At 67.7% G+C, this 23,959-nt stretch carries 20 protein-coding genes and 1 pseudogene; 7 read left to right on the plus strand and 14 right to left on the minus strand.

What is annotated here, in order from left to right:
* Positions 1-9: 9 nt before the first annotated feature.
* The 3 genes from DEU38_RS11690 to DEU38_RS11700 all read right to left on the minus strand — a co-directional run bounded on the left by DEU38_RS11690 (position 10) and on the right by DEU38_RS11700 (position 4,356).
* On the minus strand, positions 10-777 hold the full coding sequence (locus DEU38_RS11690; RefSeq protein ID WP_114721277.1) for an IclR family transcriptional regulator: 768 nt from the start codon (positions 775-777) through the stop codon (positions 10-12).
* A 191-nt stretch (positions 778-968) separates the two neighbouring features.
* Entirely contained in the window at positions 969-3,110 is a 2,142-nt protein-coding gene (locus DEU38_RS11695) for a 3-hydroxyacyl-CoA dehydrogenase NAD-binding domain-containing protein (protein WP_114721279.1), read from the minus strand.
* A 31-nt stretch (positions 3,111-3,141) separates the two neighbouring features.
* Positions 3,142-4,356, minus strand: coding sequence for an acetyl-CoA C-acetyltransferase (locus DEU38_RS11700; protein WP_114721405.1), 1,215 nt, complete (start codon positions 4,354-4,356; stop codon positions 3,142-3,144).
* Positions 4,357-4,594: 238 nt separating this feature from the next.
* Here DEU38_RS11700 and DEU38_RS11705 point away from each other — a divergent pair, with 238 nt between their 5' ends.
* Positions 4,595-6,334, plus strand: coding sequence for an amidase (locus DEU38_RS11705; RefSeq protein ID WP_114721407.1), 1,740 nt, complete (start codon positions 4,595-4,597; stop codon positions 6,332-6,334).
* A gap of 26 nt (positions 6,335-6,360) precedes the next feature.
* Here DEU38_RS11705 and DEU38_RS11710 read toward each other — a convergent pair whose 3' ends face one another.
* The 10 genes from DEU38_RS11710 to DEU38_RS11745 form a co-directional block, all read right to left on the minus strand.
* Entirely contained in the window at positions 6,361-7,347 is a 987-nt protein-coding gene (locus tag DEU38_RS11710) for a hypothetical protein (RefSeq protein WP_114721281.1), read from the minus strand.
* Positions 7,348-7,357: 10 nt separating this feature from the next.
* Positions 7,358-7,546 (minus strand): hypothetical protein, encoded by a 189-nt coding sequence (locus tag DEU38_RS11715; protein ID WP_114721283.1) that lies wholly within the window; start codon positions 7,544-7,546, stop codon positions 7,358-7,360.
* Between the two features lie 131 nt (positions 7,547-7,677).
* Positions 7,678-9,051, minus strand: coding sequence for a glycosyltransferase family 2 protein (locus DEU38_RS11720; RefSeq protein ID WP_220181901.1), 1,374 nt, complete (start codon positions 9,049-9,051; stop codon positions 7,678-7,680).
* The gene (locus DEU38_RS11725; RefSeq protein ID WP_220181903.1) at positions 9,048-9,608 is read right to left on the minus strand and encodes an exosortase/archaeosortase family protein; all 561 of its coding nucleotides are present in this window, start codon (positions 9,606-9,608) and stop codon (positions 9,048-9,050) included. Before DEU38_RS11725 ends, DEU38_RS11720 begins: the two co-directional genes overlap by 4 nt.
* A gap of 20 nt (positions 9,609-9,628) precedes the next feature.
* Positions 9,629-11,239, minus strand: a complete 1,611-nt coding sequence (locus tag DEU38_RS28425; protein WP_181818746.1) for a hypothetical protein — start codon at positions 11,237-11,239, stop codon at positions 9,629-9,631.
* Entirely contained in the window at positions 11,236-12,018 is a 783-nt protein-coding gene (locus DEU38_RS11730; RefSeq protein WP_147283498.1) for a septum formation family protein, read from the minus strand. Before DEU38_RS11730 ends, DEU38_RS28425 begins: the two co-directional genes overlap by 4 nt.
* A 155-nt stretch (positions 12,019-12,173) precedes the next feature.
* On the minus strand, positions 12,174-12,704 hold the full coding sequence (locus tag DEU38_RS11735; RefSeq protein WP_114721288.1) for a DUF2020 domain-containing protein: 531 nt from the start codon (positions 12,702-12,704) through the stop codon (positions 12,174-12,176).
* Positions 12,701-12,856, minus strand: a complete 156-nt coding sequence (locus DEU38_RS28430; protein WP_181818747.1) for a hypothetical protein — start codon at positions 12,854-12,856, stop codon at positions 12,701-12,703. The genes DEU38_RS11735 and DEU38_RS28430 overlap by 4 nt, the downstream gene beginning before the upstream one ends.
* A gap of 2 nt (positions 12,857-12,858) precedes the next feature.
* Positions 12,859-13,713 (minus strand): class E sortase, encoded by an 855-nt coding sequence (locus DEU38_RS11740; RefSeq protein ID WP_114721290.1) that lies wholly within the window; start codon positions 13,711-13,713, stop codon positions 12,859-12,861.
* 15 nt (positions 13,714-13,728) lie between these two features.
* On the minus strand, positions 13,729-16,485 hold the full coding sequence (locus DEU38_RS11745) for a LuxR family transcriptional regulator (RefSeq protein ID WP_181818748.1): 2,757 nt from the start codon (positions 16,483-16,485) through the stop codon (positions 13,729-13,731).
* 247 nt (positions 16,486-16,732) lie between these two features.
* On the opposite strand from DEU38_RS11745, the gene wecB reads away from it, so the two are divergent.
* Both wecB and DEU38_RS28435 read left to right on the plus strand, forming a co-directional pair.
* On the plus strand, positions 16,733-17,974 hold the full coding sequence (gene wecB, locus DEU38_RS11750) for a non-hydrolyzing UDP-N-acetylglucosamine 2-epimerase (RefSeq protein ID WP_114721411.1): 1,242 nt from the start codon (positions 16,733-16,735) through the stop codon (positions 17,972-17,974).
* 187 nt (positions 17,975-18,161) lie between these two features.
* The gene (locus DEU38_RS28435) at positions 18,162-19,310 is read left to right on the plus strand and encodes a hypothetical protein (protein ID WP_181818749.1); all 1,149 of its coding nucleotides are present in this window, start codon (positions 18,162-18,164) and stop codon (positions 19,308-19,310) included.
* A gap of 194 nt (positions 19,311-19,504) precedes the next feature.
* Here DEU38_RS28435 and DEU38_RS11760 read toward each other — a convergent pair whose 3' ends face one another.
* Positions 19,505-19,870, minus strand: coding sequence for a YbjQ family protein (locus tag DEU38_RS11760; RefSeq protein WP_114721413.1), 366 nt, complete (start codon positions 19,868-19,870; stop codon positions 19,505-19,507).
* A 236-nt stretch (positions 19,871-20,106) separates the two neighbouring features.
* On the opposite strand from DEU38_RS11760, the gene DEU38_RS11765 reads away from it, so the two are divergent.
* From DEU38_RS11765 to DEU38_RS11785, 4 genes and pseudogenes are all read left to right on the plus strand, one after another.
* A complete protein-coding gene (locus tag DEU38_RS11765) occupies positions 20,107-21,057 on the plus strand; it encodes an AraC family transcriptional regulator (protein ID WP_114721296.1) in 951 nt (316 codons plus the stop codon).
* Positions 21,058-21,114: 57 nt separating this feature from the next.
* Positions 21,115-21,630, plus strand: coding sequence for a carboxypeptidase regulatory-like domain-containing protein (locus tag DEU38_RS11770; protein WP_114721415.1), 516 nt, complete (start codon positions 21,115-21,117; stop codon positions 21,628-21,630).
* Positions 21,631-21,775: 145 nt separating this feature from the next.
* Positions 21,776-21,998: pseudogene (locus DEU38_RS11780) on the plus strand (integrase core domain-containing protein); the annotation flags it as partial.
* 86 nt (positions 21,999-22,084) lie between these two features.
* Positions 22,085-23,437, plus strand: a complete 1,353-nt coding sequence (locus tag DEU38_RS11785) for an MFS transporter (protein ID WP_114721298.1) — start codon at positions 22,085-22,087, stop codon at positions 23,435-23,437.
* Positions 23,438-23,959: the final 522 nt, after the last annotated feature.

Genomic DNA, 23,959 nt, shown 5'->3' on the forward strand with positions numbered 1-23,959 from the left:
CGGGCATCGTCACGTCGTGCGGGAGGCCGCATCCACCTGACGTGCCGCGCGCTCGATCGCCGCGGCCGCTCGTTGCACGGCCTCGACCATCCGGCGGTCGCCCGTGATGCGGTCGAGCGGACCGCAGATCGAGATCGCGGCGGGCTTGGGGATACCCCGCGCGATGGGCGCCCCGATGCACCCGAGGTCCGGGACGGCGGTGCCCCGGTCGTAGGTGACCCCCTCGGCGAGCGCGCGATCCAGTTCGGCCTCCAGAGCCTTCCGCCCGCCCACGACACCGGCTTCCAGGTGCGCGAACACCGGCTGGTCGAATACCTCGCGCGGAAGCGTCATGAGCAACGCCTTCCCGACCGCGGAGCGGTGCGCCGGATACCGGGCTCCGATCCGGGACGGGACCTTGGCGCCGAACGTGCCCGACAGCTTCTCCCAGTAGATGCTGTCGGCACCGTCGAGGAACGCGAGGTGGACGACGGCACCGGTGGACCGGTGCAGATCCTGGAGGATCGGCAACGAGGTCCGATGGAACCAGTGATTGCGCACTGCCCGCGATCCCAGTTCGAACAGGCGAACCCCCAGCTCGTACCGCGATCCGTCACGGTTGAGCCAGCGCATCGACACCATCTTCTCGAGCAGTCGATGCGCCGACGAGCTGGGGATGCCGGTGAGCCGCGTCGTCTGACTCAGGGTCAGATACCCGTTGTCGTCGAGCGCCTCGAGCACCAGCTCGATCCGATCGAGCATCGACGTGGCGGGGGCCTGTTCACGATCATCCGACACGGCCGAGTCCTGTCCGCTAGGGCAGGTCAGACAGGTCAGACACCGATCCTTCTGACATCGAGATGTACAGCCCCGAAATATAGTTCCCCCGCACGCCCCGCAGGCACGAGTTCCCACCGACAGAGACGAAGGTGCCCTCCGTCCGGTGACGGACGGAGGGCACCTTCGAGATTCTGCCGAAAATTCGCCGCTCAGGCCTCGAGCGACGCCGGCGGGGTGAAGCGCTCGCCGTACTTGGCGGCGAGTTCCTCGGCGCGCTTGACGAAGCCGGCCTTGCCGCCCTCGTAGCCGGCGACGAACTGGCTCACGCCGCCGGTCCACGCCGGGTAGCCGATGCCCATGATCGAGCCGATGTTGGCGTCGGCGGTGGACGTGATGACACCCTCGTCGAAGCACTTCTGCGTCTCGATGGCCTCGATGAACAGCATGCGGTCGATCAGGTCCTGGATCGGCGGCGTGACCGAACCGGAGTTGAAGTGCTCACGCAGGCCCTGCCACAGGCCGGAACGCTTGCCGTCGGAGTAGTTGTAGAAGCCCGCGCCGCCGAGACGGCCCTTACGGTCGTTGCCCTCGACCAGGTAGTTGATGACGTCGCCGGCCGGGTCGGCGGGCAGTTCCTTGCCCTCGGCCAGCGCGGCGGCCTTCGACTCGGCGCGAATCTTCTGCATCAGCGTCAGATTCAGCTCGTCCGACAGCTGCAGCGGTGCCGCCGGGTAGCCGGCCTGCATGCCCGCCTGCTCGATGGTGGCCGGCTCGATGCCCTCGGCGACCATGCCGATGGCCTCGTTGACGAAGGTGCCGATCACGCGCGAGGTGAAGAACCCGCGCGAATCGTTGACGACGATCGGGGTCTTGCGGATCGCCTGCACGAAGTCGAACACCCGCGCCAGCGACTCGTCGGATGTCTTCTCGCCGCGGATGATCTCCACCAGCGGCATCTTGTCGACGGGCGAGAAGAAGTGGATGCCGATGAAGTCCTCGGCCCGCTTGACGCCGGTCGCGAGGTCGGTGATCGGCAGCGTCGAGGTGTTGGAGCCGAGGAGCGCGTCGGGCTCGACGATGTCCTCGATCTCCTGGAACACCTTCTTCTTCAGGTCGGGCGACTCGAAGACGGCCTCGACGACGAAGTCGACACCCGCGAAGTCGGCCGGATCCGCGGTGGGCGTGATCAGCGCGAGCAGGGCCTTGGACTTCTCCTCGGTGGTCTTGCCGCGGGAGAGCGCCTTGGCCTCGATCTTCTCGGAGTACGCCTTGCCCTTCTCGGCGGCCTCGATCGTGACGTCCTTGAGCACCACCGGGATTCCGGCCTTGGCGCACACGTACGCGATGCCGGCGCCCATCATGCCGGCGCCGAGGACGCCGACCTTCTTGATCTCACGCTTGGGGATGTCCTTGGGACGCGAGGCACCCGAACCGATCGCCTGCATGTCGAAGAAGAACGCCTGGATCATGTTCTTCGCGACGCGACCGGTGACCAGCGAGGTGAAGTAGCGGGACTCGATGAGCAGCGCGTTGTCGACGTCGACCTGGCTGCCCTCGACCGCGGCGGCGAGGATCGCGCGCGGCGCCGGCATCGGCGCACCCTTGAGGGTCTTGCGCAGGTTCGCCGGGATGGCCGGCAGGTTCGCCGCGAACGCCGGGGTGGCGGGGGTGCCGCCGGGGATCTTGTAGCCCTTGACATCCCACGGCTGGACGCCGCCCTCGGGGTTGGCCTTGATCCACGCCTTCGCGGCGGGGACCAATTCGTCGACGGACGAGACCACCTCGTCGACCAGGCCGACCTCCTTGGCCTGCTGCGGCCCGCGCTGCTGGCCCTGCAGCAGCATCTGGGTCAGCGCGGTCATCAGGCCGAACATCCGGACGGTGCGGACGATGCCGCCGCCGCCGGGCAGCAGGCCGAGGGTGACCTCGGGCAGGCCGATCTTGACGCCCTTGACGTCCGCCGCGATGCGGTGGTGCGTGGCGAGTGCGATCTCCAGGCCGCCGCCGAGCGCCGCACCGTTGATGCAGGTGACGACCGGCTTGCCGAGGGTCTCGAGGCGACGCAGGTCGGCCTTGAGAGTGAGGCTGTGGTTGAAGATCTGCTCGGCGTCCTCGGGGCCGACCTTCATCATGTTCTTCAGGTCGCCGCCCGCGAAGAAGGTCTTCTTGCCGGAGGTGAGGACGACGCCGGTGATCGAGTCCTTCTCCGCGTACAGCCGGTCGACGGTCTCCTGCATCGACGAGATGTAGCGGTCGTTCATGGTGTTCGCGCCCTGGTTGGGGTCGTCGATGGTGAGCACGACGATACCGTCGGCGTCCTGCTCCCAGTTGATGATGTTCTGATCGCTCACTGTTTCGTATCTCCTGCTTGGTCCGTGAGCGTCAGACGCGCTCGATGATGGTGGCCACGCCCATGCCGCCGCCGATGCACAGCGTGACGAGGGCGCGCTTGGCGCCGCGGCGCTCGAGCTCGTCGACCATGGTTCCGGTGATCATGGCGCCGGTCGCGCCGAGCGGGTGACCCATCGCTATGGCGCCACCGTTGACGTTGAGCTTCTCGTCCGGGATGTTCAGGTCCTTCTGGAACTTCAGGGCGACGGCGGCGAACGCCTCGTTGATCTCGAACAGGTCGATGTCGTCGACCGTCAGACCGGCCTGCGCGAGCACCTTGTGCGCGGCCGGCGTCGGGCCGGTGAGCATGATCGTCGAGTCGGCGCCGGAGGTGGCGGTCGCGACGACGCGGGCACGCGGTGTCAGGCCCATGGCCTGCCCTGCGCTTTCACTGCCCACGAGCACGAGCGCGGCGCCGTCGACGATGCCGGAGCTGTTGCCGCCGTGGTGGACGTGGTTGATCTTCTCGACCCAGTGGTACTTCTGCAGCGCGACGGCGTCGAAGCCGCCCATCTCACCGAGACCCGCGAACGACGGCGCCAGCTTGCCGAGCGCCTCGACCGTGGTGCCCGGACGCATGTGCTCGTCGTTGTCGAGGACCGTGATGCCGTTGATGTCCTTGACCGGGACGACGGACTTGGCGAAGTAACCGCCCGCCCACGCCTTGGCGGCCAGGTCCTGCGAGCGCGCCGCGTAGGCGTCCACGTCCTCGCGGGTGAAGCCCTCCATGGTGGCGATCAGGTCGGCGCCGATGCCCTGCGGCACCAGGTAGGTGTCGAAGTTGGTGGCGGGGTCCTGCATCCAGGCGCCGCCGTCGGAGCCCATCTTCACCCGGGACATCGACTCGACGCCGCCTGCGATGACCAGCTCGTCCCAGCCGGAGCGCACCTTCTGCGCGGCCATGTTCACGGCCTCGAGGCCGGAGGCGCAGAAGCGGTTGATCTGCACGCCGCCGACCGTCTCGGGCATCCCGGCCACGGTCACGGCGGTGCGGGCGATGTCGGCGCCCTGGTCGCCGAGCGGGGAGACGACACCGAGGATCACATCGGAGATGCGGTTCTCGTCGAGGTCCGGGAAGCGGGTGCGCAGTTCCTGGATCAGGCCGGTGACCAGCGAGATCGGCTTGACCGAATGCAGCGAACCGGTGTTCTTGCCCCGGCCGCGCGGGGTTCGGATGGCTTCATAGATGAATGCCTCTGTGGTCACTGTGAGGTGTTCCTTCCTGTTCACGTCTGCGTGCCGCCGCAGCGACCTGCCCATTCGAGGCACAGACCTCGGCTCGCTTCACCTTAGAACGTGTTCCATTTTGCGGGAAGGACCGAAGCGATCCCGGTCTGTGACCGAGGCGATCACCGGACCCTCCCGCGGGCGTCGCCATCAAGCATTCGATCGATTCGGCCGTTAGCCTTCTGGGGAGTCGGGCAGTGTGGAGGGATCGAAGTCGATGAGTGCAGTGGGGGGCGGATCGCGGTCCGGGCTGACACGACGGGGCTTCCTGGGCGCGGCCGCGCTCGGTGCGGCAGGCGCGGCGAGCGTGACGGCGGTGGCGGCGGTGGCGGCGGTGGCGGCCCCCGGGGTGGCCGCGGCGCGATCCACCGTCCGCCGCAGTGCCCCCGCGCAGGGTCTTCCCGCACCCGGATCCATCACGGCGACGGATCCCGCGCTGCTCAGCGCGGTGGAGGCCGCCAGCCTCCTGCAGTCCGGCACGCTGCATCCCCGAGAGTTGCTCGACGCCTGCCTGAACCGCAGCGCCGCCTTCGACGGCGCGACCGGCGGCTGGGTGCGGATCTATCCCGAGATGGCGTACGAGGCAGCAGATGCTGCGGCGCAGCGACTGTCGGGCAAGGGCCGCGCCGCCGTCGGCGACGCCCCGCTGGTGTGCGGGCTGCCGCTGGCTCTCAAGGACCTGTTCGCGGTCGCGGGCCTGCCGCTGACGGCGTCGAGCAAGGTTCTCGAGGGCAACATCGCCGCCGGTGACTCGACGGCGTGGACGCGCCTGCGCGACGCGGGCATGGTGTTGATGGGTCACGCGCACACCGACGAGTTCGCGATCGGCGTCGCCACCGAACAGGTGGGCAACCCGTGGAACACCGAGTACTCACCGGGCGGATCGTCGGGCGGCAGCGCGGCCGTCCTCGCGGCGCGTTTCGTCCCGCTCGCGACCGGCACCGACACGGGCGGTTCGCTCCGTCTGCCGGCGAGCGCGTGCGGGATCACGTCGATCAAACCGACGTTCGGCCGGTGCAGCACCCGCGGCGTCATTCCGTTGACGTGGACCCGCGACCACGCCGGACCGATGGGCCGCAGCGTCGCCGACGCCGCACTACTCCTCGGCTTCATGGCGGGCGCGGATCCCGACGATCCGACGACGACGGTCGGCCCCGACGTCCCGGCCGGCGGCTACCCGATCGCCGCGAAGGGCGGCCCGACACCGCTGTCGGGCAAGCGGTTCGGTGTGGCCCGACGCAGTGTCGATGCGCTGCCCGCACCACTCGGCACGCTGTTCGCGGAGTACCTCGATCTCATCGGACACCTCGGCGGCAGCTTCGTCGACGTCGCGCTGCCGATCGCCGGCCCGGACCTGTTGACCGGCGACTCCGCCGAGATGGGCAGCTACCACAAACAGTTCGCCGACAAGCTGGGCTCATACCGTCTCGACAACAACGTGACCGTCGCCGGCGCCCTGGCGGCACTGGCGGTTCCGTCGATCGACTACATGACCGCTGCCCGCAACCGACTGGTGTACCAGCACGAGTACAACCGGATGTTCGCCGACAACGACCTCGACGCCGTCCTGGTGCCGGGCTCGAAGGTGGACGGGTCCAAGCGACTCGAGATCGCGGGCGTCTCGGTGTTCGGCGGTACGACCGGGGACGTGCGGTGGGCCAACCTCACCGGCGCCCCCGTGATCTGCACGCCGGCCGGACGTTCCGCGGCCACCGGGCTGCCGTTCGGGGTCCAGATCGGCGGGCGCCCGTGGGACGAGACCGCGCTGATCGAGATCGCACTGGAACTACAGGCGGCGCGCCCCGATTGGACCGAGGCACCCCCGGTGGCGCCGGCGCCGCGGCAGATCCCGCAGGTCCGGGTCACCACCCCCGGTCCGGGCCCCGATCCGACCAACACGGCGAACATCGGTTTCGGATTCCACTTCCTGCCGACGACGTCGACGGTCGCCATCTGATCGTCACCGCCCGGGACTCGACCTGCTCAGTGACCCATGACGATCCGACCGCCCTCGCCTGTCGGCGCTCCCGGCAGGGTCTCGTCGGCCGCCCACTCCCGTCGCGTGTACGCCTGCACCCGGGTGAACAGGCCGGTCGGGCAGGTACCCGACGTCCTGTCGCACCCGCCGGCGGCGTACACGATCCCGAGCACCGCGACCGTGCCGTCGGCCCGCGGTACCCACACGGGGTTTCCGGAATCGTTCGGGGCGACGGCGGGGGCCGCGTCGAAGCCGGTGAAACTGCAGGTGTCGCTCGTCGTGGGGCACGGTGCCGTCAGGCGTCCGCACCGGACGTTGCCGGCCGCCGCGGTGTATTCCGACGCGAACCACTCGGCGCCGGACTGGCACACGACGGCCCCCGGCTCGAGGTCGTCGGCGACAGCGGCGATTCTCGCCGTGCGCGGCAGCGTCACTCGATCGGTCCCGGACCCTGTCGGCACCACCACGACGTCGTCCGGCGTCGCGCCGAGGGCCGCCGACAACGTCAGCACCGGCGAGACGGGCTCCGGACCGGTGTCCACCATGGACATGTCGAGACCGGATCCACCCGTGACCGAGCCGAAGTCGGCACCCCAGCGGCGGGTGCTGTGGCTGACAACCGCCTGCGTGGGCCCCGCCCACCCGAGCTCGAGGCGCGCACCCACCTTGCCGCCGACATGACCGGCAGACAGCAGGTAGTACCTGCCGTCCCGTTCCAGCGCTATCGAGTACTTGCCCCACTGCGCATGCGCCGAACCGGGATACGTGTTGTACGTGACGAACGGTCCCGCGGTCCGAGCGGGGTCCGGCGTCCGGATCGGTGGCTCGGCCGGCACCCCGGAAGGTGCCGCATACGCGGCGGTCGGCGGGTCGTCGTGTCCGCCGCCGTCGAGCCGGTCTGCGTCACGTGTGTCCCACACCGTCACGACGGCGAGTACCGACGCGACAACGAAAGCAATCGCCGCTCCCGACAGAAGGATTCGACGACGCACGACGGAAGTGTCAGGCCAGATCGGGCAGCTCGTTCGGCCGCACCCGCGATGCACGGACGAGGAGCAGCCCCATCACCAGTACGAACATCACCAGGACCAGGGCGCCGGCAACCGGCGCGCCCGTGAAGGCCAGCGTTCCCCCACCGGCCACGGCCGCCGAGCCCGCACCGGCACTAGGCCCCGCACCCAGTGTGTACATCCGAATCCTCTTCTTCTCGTGTCGTTCTCGACTCCGATACTCCGCTACCCCGCTCGATGATGCCTCGCGCAGCACCGCCGCCAGCGCCGGGCGGTCCCGATGTGCGGGTTCGGTGCGCGCTACCGCACCACTCAGGTGCCGGCGATCCGGTGCATCGGCACCGACGTTCGCTCGGCGTTGCGCTTCGTCTTGACCCAGTCGCTCTGACGACTGATGAGGCGCCCGAAGGCCCTCCACGCCACGACGTAGGACATCAGCATGTAGCCCACATAGCTCACGCCCAGCACGATCCCGTGGAGACGCGACAGCTGCGGTTCGCTGCGCCGGCGATACAGCGGACCCCAGATCGCAAACTCGCCCACACCGAGGATCAGATAGGACACGAACAGCGCCCACCCGCCGCTCACCAGGTACGACTTGAAGAACTCCGGGTAGTTGACCATGTTCCAGGTCATCACCAGCAGTGGCAACGGATAGACGATCGTGCCGATCACCTGCAGCCAGGGAGTCAGCATGAAATAGGTGATCTCCCATGCGCCGAGGTTGGTCACCCGCCGTGAGCGCCAGATCGCCGGCAGATAGCGGATGCACTGCATTCCGCCCTGCGCCCAGCGAACCCGCTGCCGGATCAGCGGTTTCAATTCCGGCAGCGCCTCCTGATCGACCCAGCTCGCCGTGGTGTACGCATTGCGCCATCCCAGCAGGATCAGGTGCAGTCCGAGTTCGAAATCCTCGAGCAGTGCGCCGTGCCACGGCTCACCGAATCGGGCCGCGACCGCGTCGAGCGCCGACAGCCGACTCAGCTGACCGTTGCCGCCGATGCTGACGGTCCGTGAGTAGCGCCGGGCCATCTGCATCGCGGAGATCGGGCCCCGGAATTCCAGATCCTGCAGACGCACCAGGGTCCGGGCGAACCTGTTCTTCCACTGCCGACCCGGGCCGAGCGGCTGCGGATCCGCGCGGTTGCTCATCCGGACCTCAACCTGCACCGACCCGACGTAGTCGTTGCCGAAGCAGTCCGGGCCCGCCGAGATCTCCAGCATGTTCGGAGCAGGTCGTCCGTCCGCGTCGACGATGCAGATCAGCACCTTGTTCCGGTCGACGTCGTCGGGCAGCTGGGCGTCGATCGCGCGATAACCGAAATTGAGCGCGTCGCCCTTGCCGGTACGGGCGTTCGGGAGGGTGCGTGGGAGGAGGTGGACCATGGGATCGAACTGCTCGATCGCAGCGACGACGTCGCGCGTCCCGTCCTCCGACTCGTCGTCGGTCACCCACGCGTGACAGTCCGGGAAGTGTCGCCGCAGGTAGCTCAGGGTGTCGCCGATCACCACTTCCTCGTTGAGGCAGGGGATGATGAAGTGCAGTTCGAATTCGTCCGGGTCGCCGGGGCGTTCGGGAACGTGGCGCAGGAACGGGACGAGAATGGCGATCACATACACCAGGAACACGAGGCCGAGGATCAGCGAGAGCACGATCGTCAGGCCGAGCACGGTATCGAAGGTCACTGACGGGGACTCTCTTTCAATCGCGCACGGATCGGACCGGCACCATCCGCGACCGTGCTGGCCCGACCGATCCACCTACTGAAGACCACCAGGGTCGTGCATCCACCCGCCAACACGATGAGCGACCCGATGATGGTGTGCGCCATCTCGAAGCCGGAGCGCCCGTTGTGCACCGTGTACACCCCCACGACGACCAGGCGGATCATGTTGACACTGAGCATGGCCACGCAGCTGATGACCAGTCCGATCGTCATGTGCAACAGCCGGACCCGGCCGAAGTGGAGGTAGATGGCGGCCAGCAGCAGCATCGGCAGGATCAGCAGCGCGGTGCTGCAGCCGGTGACCAGTTCCAGGGCGAACACCTTGTTGGTGCCGATGCCGACATAGAAGGTGTCGGACCCGCGCACCCATTTGGTGGGCGCCCCGACGAGGCCGTTGAGCAGCGCCGCCAACCCAGCTTCCCAGGCACGGAACTGAGGTTGGCGAATCAATAGCATCACGATGATCAAGGCATAGACCCCGACCCCCATCCATCGGACCGACGGAGCATCCGGCATGCGCACCCCTCGTCCGGCGGTCACTTCGGGACTCCTCGTTCCCGGATCACACTCGACCGCAACACGACCGTCGAATAGACGCCGAGCACGAGTACCAGTCCGACGGTGAGGTTGGTGAGCATCAGGTGCTTGATCAGATCGGACGCACCGTCGGAGAGATTCACCGCCCAGAACTGTGCGATCGCGGCGACCGCGAGGAACAGGCCGGTCGCGCCGATGCTCTTGTCCTGCTGGTCCGGGCACACCCGCAGCACCGCGATGAACAGCACGCATGCAACGAGCGTCAACGCGACGATGAGCAGCGGAAGCGCGCCGAACATCATGCGCCAGAAGTGGTAGAAGACCGACACCCGCCACTCCTGGGTGTCGGGCCGTCCCGAATACCACGGATACGAGTAGATGTAGTCGGCCCGCAGCTTGGACATTCCCACGAGACCCCGCCCCATCATCGAGAGCAGTCGGGTGGGCTCGTGCAGGTAGACCTGCGAGAGCAGATCCCACATGGAGGTCTTGTCCAGGAAGCCCTGGTAACCCGGAAGTTCCGTGACCGAGTTCGGCGAGTTGATGCGGGAGCCGACACCGGACACGAGCGACGGATCGAGCCCCAGCCGGGCCAGGTCCTGGTCGGGATGTGGGCTGTGCGGGAGCATCTCGACGAAAACCGCGTTGTACTGGTTCAGTTCGGCGAACCGGGCCGGCTGCGTGCGTAGGTACTGGCCGACCGAGGCGAGCAGTGCACCAACCGCGCCGATTCCGAACCACCTGCCCTGCAACGGATACTGGCCGAGGGACGCCGGGTCACCCACACGGCGGCAGAGCATCAGCCCGGCCGCGACGACGGCGAACGTCACCGCCTGGGTCTTGGTCGTTGCCGTGAACAGCGCGATCAGCCCAATCGCGGCGACGTGCCACCAGTGCACGCGCTGCGCCCGCCACATCGCCAGGGACGCCACCATCAACGCCAGTACACCGAGGATGGCCCCGGTGTCGCTGTAGGGCGACACGAAGTAGCCGGCGAACGATGCGTCGGCCACCACCAGCCACACGCCACTGACGACGAACGCCTTGCCTACCAACGATCCCGGGGTCCAGGCGAAGAGGAGTCCGGCGAGCAGGCCGAGTACGACGGCGCACAGGACGCCGAGCGCTCGCAGGTCCATGACTCCAGGCAGGCGCAACAGCGGAGTCAACCACTCGGCCAGCTGAAGCAGGTAGAGCTGCGACGAGTTGTACGCCTGCCCGTATGTGTTCCACGGGCAGTCTTCGCCGTACCACCGGTGGTCGAAGTACGTCGTGTACACCAGGTCGTCGACCGGGGTGTTGTAAGGGTTTCCGGCGCGCAGACCCATGCCGCACGTGAGCCGCTGACCATCGCCCTGGTCACTGAGGCCGATGGCGCCACCGTAGAACAGACGCATCAGCATGAGGCCCGCGAAGGCCGCGCCCGCGCCCACCGATACCCAGCCGAGCGCCGTGCCCTCGATCCGGTATCCGAAGATCCGGGAGACCGTCGCGAGCGCCGCCCGCAGTCGCGGGCGCGGCTTCGGGGGCTTGGTGCCGGGCACCAACGCCAGTGGATCCTCGGTGAATCCGACACCGTCCGAGTCGACGAGTTCGAACTTGTCGCTCATCTGAGTCCACCGCGCACGCTGCCGATGACGGTGCCGGTCGCCGGGCCGTACCAGCAATCCACGGACGTCTCACCGACGAGCGGCTTGATCACGAAGTCGTCCGGCCGCTGCCCCGCCGTGTACTGGTCGATCACCGGCTGGCAGGCGCGGTAGGCCGCATCGAGGCGGACCTGGGCGTCCCCGTTCGGCACGGGGATCGACCCGGTCATCTCGGCGTCGTGCGGACGTGAACACACCGTCTGCTTCTCACCCGAACGGCACAGCCGAATGCCATCGGAGATGGTGCGTCCCATGATGTTCCGCAGAGATCCGGTGAACTCGGGGCGGCTCTCCGGCTGCAGCGGATCCTGCACACCGAGCGAGCACACCACCGTGCGGAGCCCGCCGGCCCATTCCTTCTGGGTCGGGTACTTCGCCCACACCGATATTCCGTACTGGTAATCGAATTCGCGTGCACCCAGGTATCCGCGAATCCCGTCCCACGGACAGACATCCGAGGCCTGCAGGCGCTCCAAGGCATTGGACGGACGATCGGGCTGATTCAGCAGATCGTCCGGCAACACACCGAATCCGTACACCTCGAGCTGATGCGGATACTCGCAATTGATCCACGGAGAGACGTTGCTGAGCGAGAGCATCTCCTCTGCAGTCTCGCGGACGTAGCAGGTGCCCTCGGCGGCCTGATAGGTGGGAAGCGCGGTGTCCGGTTCGGTCCCACACGCGACGACGAACGTCGCTACCACCGACGCCGCCGCGATCACAAAGATCGACCTGAACAACCAACCGCTCCTCGTTGAGTCCTGACACGCTCCGCGGCGACGCGAACACACCGACGGTAGTGGTCCCCGCACACTCGAACCACGGCTCGCGACGAAAGGGCGGAACCACGCACGCGATGGTGCGCAGCGCCGTACCGCCCTGCTCGGCCGGCCCGTCACCCGATCGTCTCGACGACCGCGAGCGCCAACCGCTGCGCACGCACCGACTGCGGCTGTGCAGTGGTGACGACGACCGCGGTTGTTCCACGTGCAACCGCGTACACCGCGCCGTCCGGACCCCCGAACCGGCCGCCGCTCCAGCCCGCCGGTTCCGACGCGGGCGAGCTGGTCGATATCGGGGCCGCGCGGTCGACCACCTCAACCGCCGTCGTCTCGGCCTCGGTCCGCGCCACCCACACCGAGGCCACCACGGCGCCGCCGGGATCGGTGAAGAAGCACGCGGGCGGGTCGACGGTCGGATCGACGAGCACCGACCCGACCCGTTCGCCGTTGAGCTCCTCGACCTGCTCGACCGAGAGGACCGAGCAGTCGCCCGCCGTACGCGGGACCGGAACGTCGGGTACCGCGGCGACGACGGCCGACGGTGCCGCCGCCACCTCCGGCGCATCCTGTGCCGCACCGCAACCGACAACTGCGCCGAGCAGAGCGGCCACGACGACACCGGCCAACGCGTGGTCAGCCCTCACAGCACTGCCACCCGGGTGAACGGGACGAACGGCTCGACCACGGGAAACACCACGAGCATCAGCAACGCCACCGTCGCGACGAAGAGCACCACAGCGGCGACCAGTTTCGCCGGCCAGGGGCCGGGCAGATGCCGCCAGATCCAGGCGTACACAACTATCCTTCCGAGAGGGACTTGGGAACAACGGGATTCAGCGGATCCTTCTCCGCCGTGTCGACCAGGACTGCCTGCACGACCAGCCGATCCGTCGCCGAGAAACGGGGCGTACAGGTGGTGAGCGTCAGCAGCGCGACTCCGTCCTGCGGCGGCTCCGCGTAATCCGCGTCCATCGGCACCGGTGCGATCACACCGATAGCCGTCGGATCGACCACCTGCTGCCCCACCGCGCGCTGATAGGGCGCCGGCAGTGGCGTGACGGTGACCGAATCCGCCGAACACGTGGCAGGTTTCCTGTTGGTCGCCCAGTCCAGCGCTTCGCTCGCGCTCGGCAGCACCCGGTAGGTGAACCAATGGGTCCGGGTCTCCACCACCACCGCGTCACAGGTGTTCAGCAGGTCGATGTCGTTGAACGGGGATCCCTTGCCCACGCGATGACCGGCGAGCGCGAAGTTGCCCCGTTCTCCGGGTTGCGCGGTTCCCTCGTAGTGCCCCGGCCCGATTTCCAACTCGGCGTCGGACGTGCCCTGCACCACCGTCAGCTGGAAATCGTTGCCGAAGGCTGGGATGTGCAGCTTCGCGAAGCCGACCGGTCCGGACACCGACTCGGTCGCTGTCCGCTCGCGGTCGGGCTCGGACCAGAGCTGATCGAGCTGCTCTGTGGCCGTGCGCTGTTTGCGGTCGGAGGTGAGGTCGGTCCAGTACACCTCGTACACGATGAACAGGACCCCGATCAGCGCGAGGGTCAGCAGCGCCTCGCCTGCCCCACGGTAGATTCGTTGCGCGCGTGTGACCGGCGCGTCCAGGACCACCCGCGTGGGGCTGTACGGCGAATATCGATGTCGTCCGGGCATAGGGGATTCGGAACCTCACACAGGGATGCTCGAGGCAGACGCCGGCTGCTCGTTCTTGATCAACGCGAAGACCTCGGCGCGCGAACGGATACCAAGTTTGCGGAAGATGCTGGTGAGATGCTTCTCCACCATGCGCTGCGAAACGTACAGTTGCGCAGCGATCTCACGGTTGCGCATGCCCTGCACGACGAGTTGGACCACCCGCCGCTCGATGTCGCTCAGCGTCCCGAGTCGAGGATCACCGGATGCCGGGGGCACGGCGGCCTCCATGCCGGTGCGGGTGGACCAACGACCACCACTGATCCACCCGTCGGCGCCGATGCGCTCGAACAGCGCGAAGGCCGTCCGCGCACGCTGACGGCTCTGGGTCACCTTGCCGTGCTCGAGCAGCCTGTCGGCATAGATCGCCAGGGAACGAGCCCGCTCCAGCGCGGGAACCTTGTCGTCCCGGGAACCCAGCGCCAACTCGACCAGCTCACGGGCATCAGTGATTTCGGCGACCAGCAGCCGTCCCCGTGCCAGGATCGCCGACGTCAGAGTCGTCTGGGTGCGCCGCTGCAGCCGTTCGGTCGTCACGTCCAGCATGCGCGCCGCGGCCCGCAGGTCGCCGGCAAGCACGAGCGCCTCGATGAGGTCGACGTACCGTTGCGTCTTCCAGATGCACGCATGCCGGTCGACGTGGTCGATGCTCTGCTCGAGCAGGGCGATCGCCCGTTCCGCATCACCCTGCATCAATGCGTTCTCGCCCAGCACGGCGAGCACCCTCGCCTGCAGGCTGTCGATCTCCCCCGACGCACCGACGGAAAGCAACTGGGCCGCAATCTGTTCGGCCTCGCAGAACTGTCCCTGCAACCCCAGGATCTGCACGCGCTGAGCGAGCCGCAGCGTGCGCAGGTGCGTGTGCGACGAGAGGATCGCGTCGGCGTGTTCCCAGAGATTCCTCGCTCCGACGGGGTTTCCCGCAATGATCTCGCAGTCGACCTGCGCCGTGAGCAGGTACATCCGTTGGAGTGGGGTCAGGGACGGATTCGAAGCGCATTCGAACCGTGCCCGGGCCTCCTCGACCCGTCCCAGCCGGGTGAGGAACATCCCCGAGGCGACGATCTCACGAAAGTCACGCCGGGAGAACGGCTCGACGGCGTCCGCCTCGTTGTGCAGAGACTGCGCCTCCTCGGAGTTCTCCCGCACCAGCGCCAGGCTCATGCGTGCCAGCGTGAGCGCATCGCAGGGGCTTCCGGGGTGGCGGGTGTGGATACGCTCCGCCAACCTGTACAGCTCGTACACACCGTAGAACTGGCCCTGCTCGAGCTGAAAGAGTATCGCGACCCCTGCCAGGTCCATCGCGGCGGCGGGGGCCTCGTCGGCACACTCGCGCACTGCGTCGACGACGGACTCGACGTTGATCGGCCGATCGGCGAGATAGCGCGCCTCGATCTTGACGAGTTCGGCCGCGGCACGGTCTGCCACGCATGCATCCGACCACACCACCTCGTCCGCGAGACTCTCGGCGTCGCTGCGGAATCCCTGTTCGAGCGCGAGCTTCGCGGCGGTCAACCGCAGTGCGCTCGCGCTCGTGCCGCACGACATCGAGATTGCGTCACGCAGAATCGACAGGGCGACAGAACACGACCACTCGCGGGCCATCGCGTCGGCGTTCTCCAGGACCTGCTGCGGCTCGAGTTCCGCGTCGACAGGACGCAGGACCGAAGCGTCCGTGACGCCGTCACGTCCGCTACCGAGCTCTCTCTGATACCCCCGCTCGTCGACCAGGGTGTGCGCGAGCGCCCGGCGGCCGGGGGTGGCAGTCCCGTAGACGGCCCACCGGTCCAGCTGACTGCCGATCCGTACCCGGTCCCCGATCCGTTCCAGCTGTCGCAGCGAGAGCAATCCGTCCAACTCGCGTTCGGGGTCGGCGCTTGCCCGGTCCGCAGCCAGTTCGAGCAGATCCGGTACTGCAACCGACTTCGCCACCGCCAGAAGGGACAACATCGTCCGCTGGTTCTCGGTCATACGGTCGTCGATCTCCATCCAACGCGACGCGCGGGAGCCGCTGACCACGATCGGATAGCGGATCGACTCGATTCCGTCGACCTGCCGCTCGGTGACCGTCTCGCACAGCTCCAGCAACGCACCCGGATTACTGCGCGAGATGCGGTGCAGCTCATCGACGAGAGCCGGCGCCGGGGTTCTTCCGAGCGCCTCGGTCATGAGCGCGACTGCAGCGGCCTTCCCGAGCGGGGGCACTGCGACTTGAGACAGGGGCAGGAACGGTTCGGGCGGTTCGACTCCGCTGACGAGCACCAGGACGACCCGATGATTCGCGAGCCTTCGCCCCACGTACCCGAGGAGCGTTTGGCAGTCCTCCCCCATGCGGTCGGCATCGTCGACGAGTATCGCCAACGGCCCCTCGTGATCGGCATGCCGCGCGATCGCGTCGAGCAGATGTTCGGCGCGGGTGGCGATCGCGGATTCGCGGATCTCGAGGCCCGCCGTCCGCCGGGAAGCATCGCGCTGCCGACCCGATCGGCCGAGCAACGCCATCAGGCTGTAGTCGACCTGCTCGCACACGTTCGACGCGCCGCCGATGGAGACCGTGTCGAAGGAGGAATTGACGACCAACTCACCCAGCAGACGAGTGCGTCCGGACCCGGTGGGTCCAGTGATCACGAGCGCAGATCCGAGACCGAGTTCGGCGGCCTCGAAAGCATCCTGAACCTGTCGAAGGGTGGAGATCGGCTCGGCCGTGCGGCTGCGGAATCCGCCCTCGTTCATCGTTGCCGTCGCGCCCTTCTTCCAGTCATATTGATCGTGATCGCCTATATCTAACGCTTGACCAGAGCTCTCCGCCTCCGTAAACCACGGGTCGGCGGGGATTTCACCGAATCGGTGCGGGAACTGCGGGGTGCCGCACCGATCTGTGCGGCGCCCCGCCTCCTGGCTCCGCAAGACCCGACAGCATCGAGAGGTCGGGTTGGCTGTCGACGAATGCACCGATCCGACAGTCGGACTGCGGATCGAGATGAGCGAAAGGGACAGCAAATTGTCGCACCAATCCGCGCGCAGCGAGTCACGGTCGGCTCGAATCGCGGTCATCTACGGAACCCGCCCGGAAGCCATCAAATGTGCACCCCTGGTGAAGGCACTCGAGGCCCATCCCGCACTCGACCCGACCGTCATCGTCACCGGCCAGCACACCAGCCTCGTCGACCAGGTCCACGCCACGTTCAGGATCTCCGCCGACCACGACCTGAACCTCATGGAGCCGGGTCAACCGCTGGGCCGGCTGTCCGGCCGCGTCACCACGGCCGCGAGTGCGGTGCTCCGCGCCGAACGCCCCGACGCGGTGGTGGTCCACGGTGACACGTCCAGCTCCACCGCGGCCGCCCTGGCCGCGTTCAGCGAGAACATCCCCGTCGTCCACCTCGAGGCCGGGCTGCGCTCGCACGACCTCGGCAACCCGTTTCCGGAGGAGGGTAATCGGCGGATGACGGCGGCTGTGACGGCGCTGCATCTGTGCCCCACAAACCTGGCCCGCCGCAATCTGCTCGACGAGGGTGTCGTGCCCGATCGGGTCACGGTGACGGGCAACACCGTCGTCGACGCGCTGCTCACCGTGGCGTCCAGCGACATCCCGCCCACCGACCCCGCCCTGCAGACCGCGTTGGCCGGCGGTCGACGCCTCGTTCTGCTGACGCTGCATCGCCGCGAGTCGTGGGGGCCAACGATGAGCGCGATCGCGAAGTCGGTGCGACGGATCGTCGAGGCCGTGCCCGACATCGTCGTTCTCTGCCCGATGCACCCGAATCCGATGGTGCGCGAGACACTGACCGCGAACCTGGGTGGGCACGAACGCATTCTGCTCACCGAGCCGCTGGAGTACACCGACCTGGCAACCGCGCTCCGTCACGCCCATCTGGTCCTCACCGACTCCGGCGGAATCCAAGAGGAAGCACCGACTTTCGGAGTACCCGTACTGGTGCTGCGCGACACCACCGAGCGCCCCGAGGCCATCGACGCCGGGTGTGCTCTGCTGGTCGGCACCCGACCGGACGCGATCTTCAGCGAGGCGACGCGGCTATTCCTCGACGCCGACGCGTACCGAACGATGACGGCCGCCGGAAACCCGTACGGCGACGGGCACGCCGGCGCGCGCGCCGCCGCCGCGATTGCCGAATTGGTCGGGGCCGGGTCGCGGTTGCCGGACTACGCACCCGACGGTGACTTCTCATCCTCGACGCGAATCGCCGTATCGGTCGGATAGCCGGACCGTCGGAGCGTGCTCGTGCCATCCCGCAGCGGTGCGGGATGGCGCACAGTCCGCGCGCGAGGCCGCACAGTGATCTCGCCGAACCGTCTCCGTGCCACTTCGTGGGCGAACCTGACCGTGGGGGGAGTCCCCACCTGTTGCGGACCCGTGACGCTGCAGGCGGCACGAGAATGGAGCAAGAATGAGGATGGCGTCGTTCGCAAGGACCGTCTCCGGTCTGGCGGTTGCTCTGACCGCGACCACCTGGGGGATCGCCGCGGCACCGGCCGGAGCGGATCCGCTTGCCGCGCAACCGGGTGAGCTGATCGTCAACGGCGACGCCGAGAACGGCACCACCGGATGGGCGGGCCCCAACTTCATGTCGAGGGAATACGCCGGTATGTCGCCGCTGATCGTCGACGGGAAGGGCTCGACCGGGCAGACGTTCGACGGCGGCGGCAGCTTCTTCGGGGTCGCGGGTAGTTCCAACAGGAACGCCACGCAGGTTGTCGACCTGACGCCGTCGGCGGCCAGCATCGACACAGGCAAGGTGACCGCCCTCGGCGGGGCCTATCTGGGCGGGATCGCCGGCCAGAACGACCGCGTCGGCGTCAACTACGCCTTCACGGACGCGTCCGGTACGGTCCTGGGCACTTTCTCGCTGCCCGCCGTGACCAACAGCGACCGTGGTGGCGTACGGGGATTCGCCCGCCGCGACGCCTCGGCGCCCGTTCCGGTCGGCACCCGCTCCGTGACGGTCGAACTCGCCTTCTCCGTCGCCTACGGCACCCTCGACGCGTTCGCCGACAACGTCTCGCTGCGACTCGACGCGGCACCGAGCGAGCTGCAGCTGACGCACACCGCCGACGCATCGGGCCCGCTGGACGACAACCAGGTGGTCAACTACACCGTCACCTTCACCAACACCGGCGCCCAACCGCTCGTGGTCGACCAGGCGCTGGCGCTCGCGGGCCTGCTCGACGACGCGGACCTCGTCTCCGGACCGACCAGTTCGGACGCCGCCCTGTCAGTCCAGGGCTCTGGCGACACCTTCGGCATTGCCGGAACCCTGCAGCCCGGCCAGACGGTGACCGTCGTCTACAGCGTGGTCACCAAAACGTATGCGCAGCAGGGCGACCACAACCTCGTGTCCCTCGTGGCCGCCCCGTCCGCTCTGCCCGGAGGCGTGCCGGCCTCGTGCACCGGCACCGCCGACTGCCTCGAAATGGCGACCGCCGACACCGCCGCCGTCCCCCTCGTGAACCCGGCCGTCGCCGGAATCACGGCGGCAGTGGGCCTGGCCGGGGGCGGCGTCCTGCTGCTCCGCCGGCGACGCACCGGAACAGCCTGAGCCCGGTCACCCGGTTCCCGCGCGCGACCGGCCCTGCCCGAGTTCGATTCCGATCTCGGGCAGGGCCTTTCGCGTCCTTGCCGCAGGCCCCTCGCCGCGCGTGACCGCCGTTCGGTCACTGACCGTGCGGCGTCGACTCCCGACAGCCAGTCCCACGGACGGGACAGGGAACCGGTTCGGCTCGACGGCTCGCGTCAGTTTCGATAGCCCAACTCGGCTGCCGTCTGCCTCGCGGCGTCGGTGACGGGTACCGCGTAGGCCGCGGTGCCGTACGCGCAGATCTCCGACCAGTTGCCGCCGAGGTCGGACGTCTCGAACCGCATCGCGACGATCACGTTCCCGCCCCGCTGCGACGCCTCGTTGATCAGTCGGCTCATCGCCTCGTTACGGCTCTCGGTCAGGTTCTTCGTCATGCCCTGGAGCTCACCTCCCACCAGCGACTTGAGGCCGGCGCCGATCTGCGAACCGATGTTGCGGGACCGGACGGTCAGTCCGAAGACCTCGCCGATCACGCGCTGGATCTCCCAGCCGGGAATGTCGTTCGTCGTCACAACAAGCATGCCGATCAGGCTAGACAACAGCTGCGACAACGTCCCGATCGGCTGCGGCCGCGGCTCGGCGACGCCCGGTCGAATGTTCGTTTGCCCCGGGCCGGGAAGCGCGAACCCGATCCGGATCGCGCGGGAACCTGCCACCGAGCCGCCGGCGCCCCTGGTGGCACGCCTGCCGTCGGCGTTCAATTGGCTCATACACCTGAGACACGCGGAGCCGAAACGCGAGTCGGGAGGTCGGAACGATGTCGATGCCGTCGGGCAAGATCGAATCGCGGGACTGGGACGAGATCTCGCAAGTAGTCGCGGACGCCTACTTTCCGCACACCCTCACACCTCGCACTCCCGTCCACACCGACGGCGCGTTCCTGCGCAGCACCGGGGAGGGACCTGTCCGCATCGCTCGACTCGGCTGGGGTGCCGACGTCTCGATCCGGTCCGATCACCCCGGAGCCTACGGCGTCAACATTCCGGTGTCGGGTCGACTCGACTCGGTCGTCGGCGGGCGCGAGGTGTCGTCGCTGCCGGGCACCGCCACGGTGTGCCCACCCGACACCGACACCCGGATCCCTCACTGGGCTGCCTCGTGCGAAATCATCGGTGTCCGTTTCGATCACGAGTACCTGGAACGGGAAATGCATCGAATACTCGCGCGCCCCGATCGTCCACTGCCAAGCCAGGTGGACCTGTCCGCCCCCGCAGGGACGACGTGGATGCGGTTCGTCGAATCGCTCTCCGACCAGATGGAAGGACCGAACTGCCTGCTGCAGAACGATCTGGTCGCGGACCAACTGCTCAGCGCCGTCACCACCGCGTTCGTCCTCGCGGCCGTACCGGACGATCCGGAGGGCACGGGGGGCGCCGTCGCGGCGCGACCACGAATCGTCAAGCGGGTCATCGACGCCCTGCACGGCGACCCCGCCCACCGGTGGACGGCCGGCGAGATGGCCGAGCAGGCCGGCGTGAGCGTGCGCCGACTACAGGAAGGGTTCCGGCAGTACGTGGGCAGGAGTCCGACCCAGTACCTGAACGACATCCGCCTCGTCCGCGCCCGCGACGATCTCCTCGCCGCAGACCCGGGCGACACGGTCACCGCGGTGGCCCTGCGCTGGGGCTTCGCCCACACCGGCCGCTTCGCGGCCACCTACCGCAGCCGATTCGGCGTCTCCCCGTCCTCGGCCCTCCGCACTACCTGATCCTCTGTCCGCCGACATAATCCAGCCGAAGGGATCCCCGTGTTCTTCTCGACGTCCGTGCCGACCCGCCTTCGCTCGCCCGCTCCCCACACCACGGCCTTCTCACCTGCGAGACATCCCGTCGGCAGCCCACTCGTGCTGACAGGTCGCATCCACGACGACACGGGCCGGGGTGTGCGCGGTGTCTCCGTCCAGGTCCGTCGCAGCGACAACGGCGGGACGGTCCGTGCGGGCACCTCTACGGTCGTCACGGTCACGACCGACGACGACGGCTGTTTCACGATTGCGACGATTACGCCTGCGCCCTATCAGATTCCGGCTGACGGCCCGACCGGTTGGTTCATCGCGAACGAGGGCTGGAACGCGTGGCGACCGGCGCACCTGCACGTCACGGTCAAGGCGCCGCGGATGCGCACCCTGACCACTCGCCTGTACTTCCGCCGCGACGCCTGGATCCGGCACGACGCCCCGGCGAAGGCGATCCTCGACCCCCGACCCGGTGTCGGCGGAATCGACCGGGCCACAATCGACTTCACGCTCGAACGGTCGACGTCGCCGGTATCCGGCGCCTAACCGTCGATCTTGCGCGCGCCGAGGATTTCGCCGAGGAACTCCGCGGCGACCTCGTCCGGGTCGCGACGGCTCGCCTGATCCACCGGCACGGCCGCCTCGGCCATCATCTCTTCCTCATCCTCGGGAGTGGTGGGAGGAGGGGTGGCCTCAGACGAACGGGAAGATCGAGCGGTTCCACCGCACTCTCGGTGACGGTTGGGCCTGCGCCCGCTTCTACACCTCGGAAGCCGAACGCCGAACTGCTCTACCCCGGCTTGCTTCACTTCAATCACCACCGAGCCCACTCCGCCCTCACGGGACTCAGCGACCAGGGAGCGCACCGTCGGAGTCCCATTCGACGACAGTGTGGCGTCCTCGCCAGAAGTTGACCGCAGTGGCGTGCGTCACCTATGTTACGTGAACATCGCTACCGAGCGTTCGCTCGGTCCGTCCCATGAGTTCGAAAGAGGCGAAGATGCCCCCATCATCGGCTTCCCCGCAGCAGACCACGGCGCCGAGCGCTGCGCTGGCGAACGCTGCGCCGCCGCACCCGCGCCGAGCGGCCCGTAAGGCTGCGTTTGCCGCCGCCGTGTCGACCTCCCTCGAGTGGTACGACTTCTTCATCTACGCGACGGCCGCCGCTCTGGTCTTCAACAAGACGTTCTTTGCCACTCAGAGCGAAGTTGTCGCCGCACTCAATTCGTTCGCTACCGTCGCGGTGGGATTCATCGCACGGCCCATCGGCGGGATCATCTCCGGTCACTTCGGCGACAAGCACGGCCGTAAGCCGGTGCTTGTGATTGCGATCCTGATCATGGGCATCGCGACGACCTTGATCGGACTGGTGCCGGACACCTCGATCGTGTGGCTCGCCCCGACGATGCTGGTGCTGCTGCGCATCTGCCAAGGCCTTGCTGTCGGGGCGCAATGGGGTGGCGCAGTCTTGCTGGCCACCGAGTACGCGCCGCCGAACCGACGAGGCTTCTACGGGAGCTTCGCCCAGCTCGGCATCCCGATCGGCGTGGTCGTCGGCAACGCGGTCTTCCTCGTCGCAGCGTGGGCGGTGACGCCGGAGGCGTTCATGTCATGGGGCTGGCGCGTCCCGTTCTGGATCAGCCTGTTCATGCTCTTCGTCGCATTCGCCATCCACCGCTACCTCGAAGAAACCCCCGAGTTCCAGCAGCTCGAGGCCAAGCTGGCCGCCGAACCGATCAAGCGGCGTTCCCCAATTCTCGAGGTCATCCGGAACAACGGGGGCACCGTGATCATGGCCGGTGGCACCTATCTGGTCGGCATCGTGATGTTCTATCTCACCATCACGGGGTCGGTACAGGTCGCCACTACAACCCTCGACATTGCCCGATCGGATGTCCTCGCGATCATCCTGGTGGCAGCGGGAGTGCTTGTACCCATGGTGCCGCTGACCGCGTACCTGTCCGACATTTACGGCCGCAAGCTGATCTACGGCATCGGCATCGTGGGCATGGGGCTATGGGCCGTTCCGATGTGGTTGCTCGTCGGCGCCTCGTCACCGCAGAACATTTGGCCGCTCGCTGCCGCCCTGATCATTTCGTGCGTCGTCATGTCGTTCCAGACCGGTCCGCAGGCAGCTCTGTTCGCAGAACTCTTCCCGCCGGAGGTGCGCTATTCGGGCGCCTCGCTCGGCTACCAGGCTGCAGCCATTCTCGGGGGCATGGCTCCGATGGCTATGGTGGCCCTCATCAACGGAGAGGTCGACAATCTCTGGCGGGTGGGACTGCTGATCGTCGCTCTGGCCGTCCTCGCCCTAGGCTGCCTCGTGGTCCTCGCCCGCCGTGCAAAACGGTGACGGGATCGACTGCAGTGTTGGTATGCGCGGCAGATGTTCGTGTCTACCGACGGTCCAGTAGACCAGGCGGTTCGTATCTGAAATGGGCGAGGAGCGCGGCCGAAATCGTGTCCCAGGTTCCATCGCCGGCATACCGACGCTGACGTTTCCAGATCGTGTGCCACGGGCCGAAAATCGGTAGGTACGTCCCGCCGCCACGCGATTGCGGCCCGGTAGCGGTAGATGATGCCGTCGACCACCCGGCGGTTGTCTCGGAACAGGCGGCCCGCAGGCCGTCCGAGGAAGGAAGCAACGGCTCGATCAACAACCACCGCTCATCATTCAAGTGCTTGGTGGCCGACACGACCAGCAGTCGTCACCGATCCCTCCACCGCGGCCCAGGAGACACGCCCTAACCGTCGATCTTGCGCGCGCCGAGGATCTCGCCGAGGAACTCCGCGGCGACCTCGTCCGGGTCGCGACGGCTCGCCTGATCCACCGGCACGGCCGCCTCGGCCATCATCTCTTCCTCATCCTCGGGGG

It is taken from the genome of Rhodococcus sp. AG1013, from assembly GCF_003350365.1.
Lineage (GTDB): Bacteria > Actinomycetota > Actinomycetes > Mycobacteriales > Mycobacteriaceae > Prescottella.